The following is a 12,369-nucleotide window of genomic DNA, read 5'->3' as shown; positions in this document are numbered from 1 at the left end:
AGTCGCGCCTCCCGCTCAAGCGGCGGGTGGCGCGATAGGATCTCTCAGGACGCTCGCGCCATCTGCGCCGGCGCCGGCTGAACCAGGGCCATGATCGCGCCGATGGGCTGGGCCAGACCGCCCTTTGTGACGGCGTCGGCGCCCATAAAGGCTTCCAGCCCGCCCGCTGCGATCGCCAGCTTGGCGTCGCCGGTCTTGACCGCCACGGTCTTCAGCGTCTGGGCCTGTTGACGAATGGCGCGCATGGCCTGAGCCGGGTCCTGATCAAACTGGCTCATCGCCGCCACCAGGATGCGCAACGCCTGATCCTTGACGTCGACAGGCCCGTCTGTCGATCCGTCGGCCCGGCGCTTGCGTGCGCCTGAATATTCGCCCGAGTTGAACCGGCGCCGATCCGGCCCGACATAGCCGACCGCCTCGACCCAGGGCCGTGACTTCAATGCGACGTTCTCGACCCGTTTGAACAGATCGCCGGTCGTATAGGGTTTGCGCAGAAACTCATGCACCCCGGCGTCGCGCGCGCCCTTGATGGCGGCGGCGGTCGCCTCGCCCGTCACCATGATGACCGGCGCCATACGGCAGATCATCGACGACCGACGTACGCGCCGCGTCAGGGTTTCCCCATTCAAGGCCTCGCCCGAACGTTCGGTGAAGATGACGCCCGGCTCGACGTCGCGCAGCAGCTCCAACGCCCGTTCTTCATCGCTCTCGGTATAGACCTCGCGCGCACCCAGCCCCTTCATGATGTCGGACAGCAACCGCGCCGACGCCGCGTTCGGCTCGACGATCACGATCCGCCGCACAGCGGGTTCGAGACGGCTCAGGGTTCTGGCGTCGGCGGTGAACAAGGCTTCTGCTCCGGTTTCACCCGCAGGCTTACCGGTTGCTGGTTAAGGCCCGTTGAATCGGGGGTCGTTTGCCCTCAGCCCTGGAAGGGATCTCGCATCAGGATTGTGTCGTCCCGTTCCGGGCTGGTCGACAGCAGGGCCACCGGCGCGCCGATCAGTTCCTCGATCCGACGCACATATTTGATGGCGTTGGCGTTGATGTCCTTGAAGCTGCGGACCCCGGCGGTGCTTTCGCTCCAGCCTTCCAGTTCCTCGAACACCGGCTCGGCGGCGGCCTGGGCCTTCAGGCTGGACGGCAGATAATCCAGAACTTCGCCGTCGACCTTGTAACCGACGCAGATCTTCAGCGTCTTCAATCCGTCCAGCACGTCCAGCTTGGTCAGGGCGATGCCGTCGATGCCGTTGATCGCCACCGACTGGCGCACCAGCACGGCGTCGAACCAGCCGCAGCGCCGCGCCCGTCCCGTATTCACCCCCACCTCGCGGCCCACGGTCGCCAGATGCTGTCCGACCTCGTCGTCCAGTTCGCAGGCGAACGGGCCTTCGCCGACGCGGGTCGTATAGGCCTTCACGATGCCCAGCACATAGCCGACGCCGCGCGGCCCGACGCCCGACCCCGCCGCCGCCTGTCCGGCCACGGTGTTGGAGCTGGTCACATAGGGGTAGGTGCCGTGATCGACGTCCAGGAAGGCGCCTTGGGCCCCCTCGAACAGCACCCGCTTGCCGTCCTTCTGCGCCTGGTCCAGCACCCGCCACGCCGGCTTCACATAGGGCAGGATCTTGGGCGCGATCTCCAGCAGCGAGGCCAGCAGCGCCTCCGGGTCGATCGGCTCGAGGCCCAGGCCCGCGCGCAGCGGGTCATGGTGCGAGCGCAGACGCTCGATCTTGACCTTCAGGTCGTCTTCATTGGCCAGGTCGCACACCCGGATGGCGCGCCGACCGACCTTGTCCTCATAGGCCGGGCCGATGCCGCGCCCGGTCGTGCCGATCTTGGCCCCCGGCGCACTGGCCGCCGCCTCGCGCGCCACGTCCAGCGCGGGATGGATCGGCAGGATCAGACAGGCGTTGTCGGCGATGGTCAGGATATCGGGGCTGATGGCCACGCCCTGGGCCTCGATCTTCTCGATTTCGCCGACCAGGTGCCAGGGATCCACGACCACGCCGTTGCCGATGATCGACGGCTTGCCCTGCACCACGCCGCTGGGCAGCAGAGCCAGCTTGTAGACCTTGCCGTCCACGACCAGCGTATGGCCCGCATTGTGACCGCCCTGGAACCGCACGACCATGTCGGCGCGGTTGGACAGCCAGTCCACGATCTTACCCTTGCCCTCGTCGCCCCACTGGGCGCCGACCACCGCTACGTTCGCCAAAGTCCGTACTCCGCCTTAGCGTTCCCCTCGGAGAACACGTCAAAACCAGCAGGCGCCGCGGCAACGCGACGGTCTGAATGCGGGCGCAGCCTATAGCGAGGGAATCATCCGATGTCGTCCCGAACCGTCGTATTTTACGACAGTTCTCCCACGGCCGTCTCGAACGCCCATTCCAGCCACGGCGTCGCATCGACCACGTCGGCGACCTCGACCGTGCAACCGCACCACAGCCTCAGTCCCGGCGGCGCGTTGCGGTGGGGCTCCATGTCGAACACGGCCGCCTCGCCTTCCAGCAAGGCCTTGAACCGCACGACGAAGGCCTTCTGCGCCTTGGCGTCGAGGGCCGCGATGCGCGGGTCGGTGAACTTCAGACAGACCGAGGTGGTCGAACGGATCTCGGGCCGGTCGGGCAGGAAATCGATCCAGGCGGTCCGCGCCACCCATTCGGCCAGGGCGGCGTAGTTGGCGTCCGTCCGCCGGATCAGCTCGCTCAAGCCCCCGATCCCTTGCGCCCACTCCAGGGCGTCGATCCAGTCCTCAATGGTCAGGATCGAGAAGGTGTTGATGGCCACCCCCTGCCCCAGGGCCCGGTCGAACCCCTTGCCGTCCGTCAGCCGCAACAGCTTGGGAATGGCCCGATCCGGCCGATACGTGTCCAGCCGCGCCACCGCGCGCGGCGACAGGGCCATCACGCCGATGCCCGCCTCCCCGCCCAGCGCCTTCTGGAAGCTGAAGGTCACGACATCCAGCTTCTCCCACGGCAAGGCCATGGCGAAGGCGGCCGAGGTGGCGTCGCAGATGGCCAGCCCCTCGCGGTCGTCGGCGATCCAGTCGGCGTCCGGCACGCGCACGCCCGAGGTCGTGCCGTTCCACGGAAACACTACGTCCTTGGACCAGTCGGCCCGGCTCAGATCCGGCAGTTCGCCCCAGGGCGCCGTCAGCGCCTCGGGTTCCAGCCCTAGATGATCCCTCACGTCCGCCAGCCAGGTCAGGCCGAAATTCTCGAACGCCACCACCTGCACCGGCCGCGCCCCCAGCATGCCCCACAGGGCCGCCTCGACCGCCCCGGTGTCGGACCCGGGCGTATAGACCAGCACATGGCTCTCCGGGACTTCCAGCACCGCCCGCGTCAGCCGCAGGCCATGGGCGAACCGCTCCACCACCTCGGGCGCGCGAATCCCGCGCCCCAGCAGATTCTGCGGCAGGCCCGCCAGACTGTAGCCGGGCCGTTTGGCCGTCGGCCCGGCCGAAAACCACGGCCGCGCCGGCTTCACATCAGGCTTTGCGATCATGGCTCTCCCCTTGCGCGACCGCGCTTCATGCGGCTTGGGCGCGGCTCAACGCCCCGGCGTATACGGCCGCTTGGCGCGCCAGTCTTCGGCGAATTTGACCAGGGCCGCGTCCGGCTCGTCCGGCAGGGTCACGACCAGCCGCGCCAGCAGATCCCCGCGCCGCCCCTGGGCGAAGGCCCCGCGCCCTTTCAGCCGCAGCAGCTTGCCCGAGTTGGAGCCGGCCGGAATCGTCATCTGCACCGCGCCCTCGGGCGTCGGCACACGCACCTTGGCGCCCAGCACCGCATCGGGCACCGACACCGGCAGGTCCATGGTCAGGTCCGCCCCGTCGCGTTTGTAGATCGGATGCGGCTCGATCTTCAGCTCAATCAGGGCGTCGCCGTTCTCGGCCCCGCGTCCCGGCGCGCCCTGCCCGCGCAGCCGGATGGTCTGACCGTCCGCCGCCCCCTTGGGAATGGTCACGTCCAGGGTCCGGCCGTCCGAGAACTGGATCCGCTTCGTCGCCCCGGCGATGGCGTCTTCCAGACTGATGTCCAGCGTCGCCTTGACGTCCTGGCCGCGCGCGGTGAAGTCCCGCGCGCCGCGCTGGCGCCCGCCGCCCCCGAACATGCCGAATAGTTCGTCCAGATCGACGCCTTCGAAATTGGCCCGGCCGCCCGGCCCGCCGCCGAACCCGCCGCCCGCGCCTCCGAACGGGCTGCCGCCCGGCCGCGCCCCGCCGCTGAAGCCGCGATATTGCTCGTTGCCGTCGTTATCCAACTGGCCGGCGTCGTACTTGGCGCGTTTCTCGGCGTCGCCCAGGATGTCGAAGGCCGCTGTCACCCGCTTGAACTTGTCCTCGGTGATCTTGTCGCCGGGGTTCTTGTCGGGGTGCAGCTCCTTGGCCAGCTTGCGGAACGCCTTCTTGATCTCGTCCGCGCTCGCGCCCTTCGAAACGCCCAGTTCCTTGTAGGGATCGCCTGCCACGTGCGTTGCCGCTCCAACTGAAAACACCAAGAGGCCGTCAGTTAAGCCATGCTCCCGCCCCCGCAAAGGGCCGGACCCGGCATATTTGCTCAGATCAGGCCGATTTCCGCCTCCACGCCCCAGCCGAACCCCTCGCCCCACTGCACCACGCCGATCCGCACCGTCGGCGTCACGCCGCTCGGAAAGTCCGCCGCCCGCTCGGCGGCTGAATACAGAACCGCCGTCCCCTCGACCTCCATCGTCCGTCGCACCGCCCCGGCGTCCATCACCCGCACCCGGAACCGCATCGGGTCTACCCCCGCAGGCTCCCCGTCCCATCCGTCCCCATACAGGCGCACGCGCGGCGTCCACCGCACCGTCCATCCTTCCGCACCGGCCTCCACAATCAGCCCCGCCGGCGACCACGGCCGGGCGTACAGGCCCTGCAAGGTGAAGCCGGCCTCGCGGAACCCCGCCCCGCCCGGCGCCGCCCCCGCCGGTCCGACGCGACAGATCAGCGGCAGTCCCCGTTCATTGCGCCCGATTTCGGCCCGCGCCAGCCGCTCGTCCAGAAACACCGCCACCGATCCCGCCGCCGCCCCGGCCTGCATCTCGACCTCGGTGCCCTGCTGTCCGCGCAGCAAGCCCGTCAGCCGCCAGGTCTCCGCCCCGACCAGGGTCGCCGACCGATATTGCACCACCTCCCATCCCGCCGCCGTCTCGACCGCCAGGGCGTTGGCCCCGCCCAGCACCGCCAGCGCCGAGGCGCTCTGCGGCGCCGCCCCCTCGACCCGCACCGTCAGCGCCTGAACCTCGTCCCAGCGATGGCGAACCCCCGGCCCCAGCGGCTGGACCAGAACCCCGACCGTCGCCGCGCCCGTTTCAGATCTCTTCGCCTTTTCCCGCCATGCCCAAACCATAACGCACCAGCGTCCTCAGGCTGGAAACTCGCCCCGAGAAAAGCATAAGCGTTTGTATTTAAGCGATTTGGACCAGCGTCATTGTAACAGTTGACGCCGGAAGCCCGACATAGCCGGCCTCAAGCAGCGCAAAGCGCGATAGGCCCAGAAACGCGGCCTCAAGCAGCGCGAAGCGCGATAGGCCAACAAAAAGCCTCTACCCGCGTTCGACCGCCCATTCCGGCGCCTCGAAATCCAGCGCGTCCTCCGGCTCGGCCAGCGACAGCTCCGAGATGGTCTGCCCCCGCACCGACACTCCGGCCGTATGCACCGTCTCCGGATCGCCCGAGACCAGCGGATGCCAGGCCGCCAGCGGCCGTCCCTCGTGCAGCCGGCGATAGGCGCACGACTTGGGCATCCACGCCAGGCTCTGGATATTGTGCGGCGTCAGCTTGATGCAGTCCGGCACCTGGGCCTTGCGGTTCGCATAGTCGGCGCAGGTACAGGCGGCGGAATCGAACAGTTTGCAGTGGACCCGCGTCGGGATCACCGCGCCCGAATCCTCGTCCTCGAACCGGATCACGCAGCACAGGCCGCACCCGTCGCACAGTCCCTCCCACTCGGCCGTGGACATCTCGACCAGGGTCTTGGTTTCCCAATAGGGCTGAAGCGGGGACGGAACGGGGATCATGGGACGGCGCGCCTAATCGGTGGATGCGGCGATCAGATGGCGGCCGCGACTTGGACCGGCCCATAGCATCCCTGTTTCGACAGGTCTCTCCGTTCGCCCACGGCCTCGACTCAGTGACCGACGGTCTTTGAGAACAGGTTGATCACCACCACCCCGCCGATGATCATCGCCAGGCCCGCGATCGCCGGCCAATCCAGCCTCTGGCGGAACGCGACCGCCCCGATCACCGAGATCGCCACCACCCCCAGACCGCTCCAGATCGCATAGGCGATCCCCACCGGCATCTGTTTCAGCGCGACCGACAGCAGATAGAAGGCCAGGCCGTAGCAGACCGCCATCCCCGCCGTCGGCCAGACCTTCGTGAACTGCTGGCTCTGCTGCAACAGGGTCGTGCCCACGACCTCCAGCCCGATGGCCCCCAGCAGGGCCGCCCAGGTTATGGGGCTCACGCCTCGTTGGCCGTGATCAGATGGCCGGGCGTCAGCAGCGACAGCAGGGCCTGCCGCTGTTCAGGGGACACGTCATGGAGGCCGAAGATGTCCGAGATCGACAATCCGTCAGCCAGCAGCCGCAACATCAAGGCGTCGTCCGCTCCGACCGGATCGCTGGGATCATCCATCCTCACCCGGTCGATCCAGGTCCGCCAACGCTGCGCAAGGGTCGGTTCGATGGCGCAGGCGGCCATGACCACCCGTCCGATGCTGATGTTCTGCGGCGTCACCGGATCGAGCACCGCCGCCCGCAGATAGGCCCTGGCGTTGCGGCCATAGGGTTCGGGATCGCGCGCCGCCTCAGCCAGGATGCCGTCTGTTTGCATTTCCCCCAGATGGTCGATCATCCCCTCCAGCAAGGCGATCTTGCTGGGGAAATGGTGCAGCAAGGCCCCCTTGCTGACCGTCGTCCGCGCCGCCACCGCATCCAGGGTGAAGCCCGACGCCCCCAGTTCGGCGGCGACTTCCAGCGCCTTTTCGATGATTTCGGCCCGGGTGTCGTCGGGGGCGCGGCGGCGTGTCGTGGTGTCCATGATCGCTACATACCGTCTGGACGGTATCTGTCAAATCCCAAAGGCCGTGGCGGATCGACCGTCCCTCCTCTATATGGCCGCCAATGGCAGCCAGACCCCCCCTCGTCGCACTCAAGGACGTCCGCCTTCAGGACGGCCAGCGCCCCCTCTTCGACGGCGTCGACCTCGCGGTCGAACCGCGCAGCCGCGCGGCCCTCGTCGGCCGCAACGGCGCCGGCAAGTCCACCCTGATGAAGGTGGTCATGGGCCTGATCGAGCCCGACAGCGGCGACCGTTCGGTCCAGTCCGCCGTCCGTTTCGCCTATGTGCCGCAGGAACCGGACATCACCGGCGAAACCCTTCTGGACTACGCCTCGTCCGGCGAGGCCGAGACCTGGACGGCCGAGAGTTGGCTGGCCACCTTCGGCCTGGATCCCGAGAAATCCACGCAAGGCCTGTCCGGCGGCGAGACCCGACGCGCCGCCCTGGCCAAGGCCTTCGCCGAAGAGCCCGACCTGCTGCTGCTGGACGAGCCGACCAACCACCTCGACATCCTGGCCATCGAACTGCTGGAGAACGAGCTGATCCAGGCCCGGTTCGCCCTGCTGGTCGTCAGCCACGACCGCGCCTTCCTGAACCGCGTCACCAACACGGTCCACTGGCTGGAGAACCGCCGCGTCCGCACCCTGAACAAGGGCTTCGTCGAGTTCGACGAATGGTCGACCAAGGTGCAGGAGGAGGAAGCCGAGGCCCTGCGCCGCCTAACCAAGACCATCGAGCGCGAGACCGTCACCTTCTACAGCTCCATCACCGCCCGCCGCAGCCGCAACGAGGGCCGCGCCCGCTCGCTGGACGCCCTGCGCGCCGAACGCGCCGAAAAGATGAAGGACGCCCCGCGCGAACTGTATCTGGGCGTCGATTCCGGCGGCACGTCGGGCAAGCTGGTCGCCGAGATCAAGGGCGTGTCCAAGGGGTTCGCCGGCCGCACCCTGTTCAAGGACCTGACCACCCGCATCATGCGCGGCGACCGCCTGGGCGTCGTCGGCCCCAACGGCGCGGGCAAGACCACCCTGGTCAAGACCCTGCTGGGCGAACTGGCCCCGGACGAGGGCACCGTCCGCATGGGCTCCAATCTGGAATCCGTCTATCTGGACCAGTCGCGCGAGGGGCTGAAGTCGGACATGACCCTGTGGGACGCCCTGACGCCGGGCGGCGGCGACAGCATCCTGGTGCGCGGCGTGTCCAAACACGTCGCCGCCTACGCCAAGGACTTCCTGTTTTCAAAGGCCCAGCTGCGCCAGCCGATCTCGACCCTGTCGGGCGGCGAGCGCAACCGCCTGCTGCTGGCCCGCGCGCTGGCCAAGCCGGCCAATCTGCTGATCCTCGACGAACCGACCAACGACCTGGACATGGACACGCTCGACAAGCTGGAAGAGCTGCTCGAGAACTATGACGGCACCCTGATCCTGGTCAGCCACGACCGCGACTTCATCGACCGGCTGTCCACCTCGACCCTGGCCCTCAACGGGCGCGGCGACATCGTCGAGACCCCCGGCGGCTGGACCGACTTCATCCGCCAGAACCCCGGCTTCCTGCGCCCCGGCGCCAATCCCCGCCCTCAGGACAAGGCCGCCGCCCAGCGCGCCGCCGAGGCCCCGCCCCCCGCCGTCGCCGCCAAGAAGGTCGGCAAGCTGACCTTCAAGGACGCCCACCGCCTGAAGGAGCTGGAGGCCCTGATCGACGCCCTGCCCGGCCAGATCGCCAAACACGACGCGACGCTGGCCGACCCCGGCCTCTACGCCCGCGATCCCAAGGCCTTCGACGCCGCCATGAAGGCCGCCGACAAGGCCCGCGCCGACCTGGAATCCGCCGAACTGGAATGGCTGGAGCTGGAAGAGAAGAAGGCTAGTCTGGCGACATGACCCTGCGCGCGCTCTTTCTATCCCTGACCGCCCTCGCCCTGTGGGCGGAACCCAGCCACGCGCAGCAGGCGACCGCGCAATCCGTTCAGGACCTTCTGTTCGCCCGTTGCGACGCCGCCGTCGCGGATGGCCAAACCGATGTTTCTGAAGACGTCGCCACATCCGACGGGCTGGAAATCAGCTTCGCCACTGTCCAAGCTGATCGGGCATGTCAGGTTTTCGTCCAGTCCAATGTCGTTGTTGCGGTCAAGGCTCTGACGGATCGGCTAGGTGCCGATCCTGACTGGTCGGCTGAAAGCGCGGGTCTTTGGCGCTCTCCCTCGCGGATGATCTCCATTCAGCAATTCGACGAGGATGGCGTTCCCGGCGCATCCATCGTCAGCGTGCCGTTGGAAGGGAAATGGGGACGCCAGATGCTGGAAGCGGCAGCCCGCGCCCGACGCCCGCTGATCGAGGTCGCTCGCAAGGCCGTCGCCGTTGTCTGCCCTGCCCTGGACCTCGGCAATGAAGAGGCCCGCGTCGCCGTGGTCAAGGAAGAGCCGGAACTGCAATCGCGACGCCTCGCCGCAGACCCGTCCCAGGGGGCCCTCCAGCTTCGACCGATGGATGGCGGCAACTGTGAAATCCTGTTGTCCGGGCCTCAGGCTGAGGCGGCGGCGCGCGCCGTTCTCCAGGACGCTGAAGCGCGCGGCTATAGCGAAAACGCTCACGGCGTCATGCTGAAAGACGGCCGCGCCATCGCGGTCTCACCCGCCCAGGACGAGGCCTCGCCCAGCTTTACGATCCTCGTGGTTCCAGCCGCCACCCTGGGCCGCCGCGGACGTCCTTGATCACGGCGCTGGCGGGGTGATCAGGTCGTCGAAGCCGTCTTGGCGTCGGCCCAGGCCTTGAACGCTTGATCGGCGGCATGATCGCCCGTCGTCGCCTCGACGAAGTCCAGAAAGGCCCACATTCCGAAAGGCGCCCCGGTCAGCGACAAGGTCAGGGCAAGCGCGATCATCGGCATGGATGGTCTCTCCGGTTTGAGAGAGCAAAGATTCACGCCACGATCCGCACAACTTAACTTCCGGCAATGTCCGAGACCGGGTCGGCCCCTTGAAACCAAACCCGCCGTCACCCACTCCACTGACATGACCCTGCGCACCCATGTCGTCGATTTCGCCCCCGCCCAGCAGGCGGCCGTTCGGCGGATCAACGCTGTCCTGGCCCGGGCGCCGCGCCTGCGCACCGACGCCTGGCGGATCGACGCCGGGCAGCGGCTGTCGCTGTGGCTGGACGCGGCGGCCGGGGCGATCACCGTGCCGCGCCTGCGCAAGCGCGGCGTCACGGTCGAGATCGTCCAGACCGACGGCGACCAGCCCGTCCCCTTGCGCATCCTGCGGCCCGAAGGTCCGCCTCGCGCCGTCATCCTGGACATCCACGGCGGCGGCTGGGTGCTGGGCAGCGCCGGGCTGAACGACCGGCTGAACGCCCATCTGGCCCGCCACGGCTTCTGCGTCGTCTCGGTGGACTATCGCCTGCTGTCCGAGCGGCGCGGAATCTATATCGAGGCCGCCATATCCGACTGTCTGGCCGCCGCCCACTGGACCGTGACCAATGTGGACCGGCTGGGCGCGGTGACCGTCTTCCTGACCGGCGAGTCCGCCGGCGCCCATCTGGCGGCCCTGACCGCCGTGGCCCTGCGCGACCAGGGGCTGATCGACCTGGTCAAGGGCTGCGTCTTCACCTACGGCGTCTTCGACCTGTCGGGCACGGAAAGCGTCCGCTCGGCCGACCCCGACACCCTGCTGTTCAACGGTCCCACGATGCAGGCCGACCTGGCCCGCCTGGCGCCCGAGCGCGACGAGGCGGGCCTGCGCCGTTCCGACGTCTCGCCCCTGTACGCCGACCTGACCGGCCTGCCGCCCGCCTTGTTCCTGGCCGGCGAATACGACCCGCTGTTCGAGGACAGCCTGTTGATGGCGACCCGCTGGGGCGAGGCGTCCGAGGCCGACCTGATCCGCGTGCCGGAAGTCCCCCACGGCTTCCTGCATTTCGGCGGCCCGGCCGCGCGGGGGGCGCGGGGGGCCGTCCGCGCCTGGCTCAACGGACGCCTGAAGTCATAAGGAAAATTCCCGATTGTAGGACTGAGGGATTTCACCTACCTCCAGAGACTTGAGCGCCGCGTGATGCGGGCATTGGGGGAGAAGTAAGCCTTTGAACCCGGACCTGTTTCGTCGCCCCCCCTTTGGCTATGGTCTGGCGATCTGCATCTGGCTGACGGCGCTCGGGATCCGCATGGCCCTGGCCGACTGGTTCCCGCCCGGCTTCCCCTATCTGACCTTCTTCCCGGCCGTGGTGGTCGTGGCCTATTTCGCCGGACTGTGGCCCGCGATCCTGACTGCCGTCCTGTCAGGTCTCAGCGCCTGGTGGTTCTGGATCGGCGCGCCCGGTTTCGACTTGAGCTTGGCGACGGGGATGGCCCTGGCTTTTTACGTCTTCGTCATCGCCGTCGACATCTTCTTCATCATCGGCATGAACTCCGCGACCGACAATCTGCGGCGCGAGGTGGCGCGCAACGCCGCCCTGGCCGAGAGCCGCGACCTGCTGCTGAAAGAGGTCCAGCACCGCGTCTCCAACAATATCCAGGTGGTCAGCGCACTGCTGCGGCTTGAGGCCGGGATGTCGAAGGATCCCGCCGCCCGTCGCGCCCTCTCCGACGCCTCGGCGCGCACCGCCATGATCGCCAATGTGCAGCGCAGCCTGCTCGACGCCGACGGCGCGGCGGCGCCCTTCGACGACCTGGCGCGCCGGCTGGTCTGCGACGCCCTGAACGCCGCCGGCCGCACCGACGTGGCCGTCGTGGTCGAGGAAGCCCGGCACGCCCTGACGGCGGACGAGGCCACGCCGGTCGTCCTGATCCTGCTGGAATGCGTCAACAACGCCCTGGAACACGCCTTCCCCGACCGCCCCGGCCGCATCCACGTCCGCCTGTATGAGCAGGGGGCGGAACGCCGCCTGGAGGTGCGCGACGACGGCGCCGGACCGCCGCCGGGCTTCGATCCCGCCAAGGGACGCAGCCTGGGCCTGCGCATCGTCCTCGGCCTGACGGATCAGCTTCACGGCCGCTTCAGCATCGTCGACGCCGCCCCCGGCGCCCTGTGCGTTCTCAGCTACCCAAAGCCCGCCGCGCACTGACGTCGCGTTTCTGTGGACAACACAAACCGCTGATACGCCACGGCGAATTTGATCCGTCCACCGATGTTCACAGACTTGTCCACCGCCGCCGGGCCAATCGTGCACATCGGGGCGAGTTCGGGCGCTTGCCTCATACCGGGTTTCGCGAGAACGTCAACGGGCCGAGGGACACGGCGGCGCGGAAATCGGGGGAGACCCCGGCCTCAAGCGAACCGGCCCGGC

At 68.2% G+C, this 12,369-nt stretch carries 13 protein-coding genes; 4 read left to right on the top strand and 9 right to left on the bottom strand.

All coding sequences use genetic code 11. From position 1 onward, the window contains the following. Positions 1–44: 44 nt before the first annotated feature. From AC07NC_RS09415 to AC07NC_RS09380, 8 genes are all read right to left on the bottom strand, one after another. On the bottom strand, positions 45–848 hold the full coding sequence (locus AC07NC_RS09415) for a response regulator (RefSeq protein ID WP_494569377.1): 804 nt from the start codon (positions 846–848) through the stop codon (positions 45–47). Between the two features lie 74 nt (positions 849–922). After that, positions 923–2,218, bottom strand: coding sequence for an adenylosuccinate synthase (locus AC07NC_RS09410; protein WP_035310453.1), 1,296 nt, complete (start codon positions 2,216–2,218; stop codon positions 923–925). Positions 2,219–2,352: 134 nt separating this feature from the next. After that, positions 2,353–3,510 (bottom strand): phosphoserine transaminase, encoded by a 1,158-nt coding sequence (locus AC07NC_RS09405; RefSeq protein ID WP_494569376.1) that lies wholly within the window; start codon positions 3,508–3,510, stop codon positions 2,353–2,355. A gap of 45 nt (positions 3,511–3,555) precedes the next feature. Beyond that, positions 3,556–4,476, bottom strand: a complete 921-nt coding sequence (locus AC07NC_RS09400; RefSeq protein WP_008264337.1) for a DnaJ C-terminal domain-containing protein — start codon at positions 4,474–4,476, stop codon at positions 3,556–3,558. A gap of 89 nt (positions 4,477–4,565) precedes the next feature. Further along, positions 4,566–5,375, bottom strand: coding sequence for a GTA baseplate fiber-binding domain-containing protein (locus AC07NC_RS09395; protein WP_494569375.1), 810 nt, complete (start codon positions 5,373–5,375; stop codon positions 4,566–4,568). A 196-nt stretch (positions 5,376–5,571) separates the two neighbouring features. Continuing rightward, a complete protein-coding gene (locus AC07NC_RS09390; RefSeq protein ID WP_494569374.1) occupies positions 5,572–6,045 on the bottom strand; it encodes a YcgN family cysteine cluster protein in 474 nt (157 codons plus the stop codon). A gap of 110 nt (positions 6,046–6,155) precedes the next feature. Beyond that, positions 6,156–6,494, bottom strand: coding sequence for a DMT family transporter (locus tag AC07NC_RS09385; RefSeq protein WP_035310086.1), 339 nt, complete (start codon positions 6,492–6,494; stop codon positions 6,156–6,158). After that, positions 6,491–7,069 (bottom strand): TetR/AcrR family transcriptional regulator, encoded by a 579-nt coding sequence (locus AC07NC_RS09380; protein WP_494569373.1) that lies wholly within the window; start codon positions 7,067–7,069, stop codon positions 6,491–6,493. Before AC07NC_RS09380 ends, AC07NC_RS09385 begins: the two co-directional genes overlap by 4 nt. 83 nt (positions 7,070–7,152) lie before the next feature. Here AC07NC_RS09380 and AC07NC_RS09375 point away from each other — a divergent pair, with 83 nt between their 5' ends. Further along, entirely contained in the window at positions 7,153–8,970 is a 1,818-nt protein-coding gene (locus AC07NC_RS09375; RefSeq protein WP_494569372.1) for an ABC-F family ATP-binding cassette domain-containing protein, read from the top strand. Further along, complete coding sequence (locus AC07NC_RS09370) at positions 8,967–9,800, top strand: hypothetical protein (protein WP_494569371.1); 834 nt, start codon at positions 8,967–8,969, stop codon at positions 9,798–9,800. The genes AC07NC_RS09375 and AC07NC_RS09370 overlap by 4 nt, the downstream gene beginning before the upstream one ends. A 20-nt stretch (positions 9,801–9,820) precedes the next feature. Here the strand turns inward: AC07NC_RS09370 and AC07NC_RS09365 are convergent, their stop codons facing one another. Further along, positions 9,821–9,976: a hypothetical protein gene (locus AC07NC_RS09365; protein WP_494569370.1), complete on the bottom strand. Its 156-nt coding sequence runs from the start codon at positions 9,974–9,976 to the stop codon at positions 9,821–9,823. A 124-nt stretch (positions 9,977–10,100) separates the two neighbouring features. Here AC07NC_RS09365 and AC07NC_RS09360 point away from each other — a divergent pair, with 124 nt between their 5' ends. After that, positions 10,101–11,075: an alpha/beta hydrolase gene (locus AC07NC_RS09360; RefSeq protein WP_494569369.1), complete on the top strand. Its 975-nt coding sequence runs from the start codon at positions 10,101–10,103 to the stop codon at positions 11,073–11,075. A gap of 91 nt (positions 11,076–11,166) precedes the next feature. Continuing rightward, a complete protein-coding gene (locus AC07NC_RS09355) occupies positions 11,167–12,147 on the top strand; it encodes a sensor histidine kinase (protein ID WP_492072814.1) in 981 nt (326 codons plus the stop codon). Positions 12,148–12,369 lie beyond the last annotated feature (222 nt).

The sequence above is a fragment of the Brevundimonas sp. GW821-FHT10A07 genome (assembly GCF_059415785.1).
This window is presented reverse-complemented; position numbering and strand designations above follow the sequence as displayed.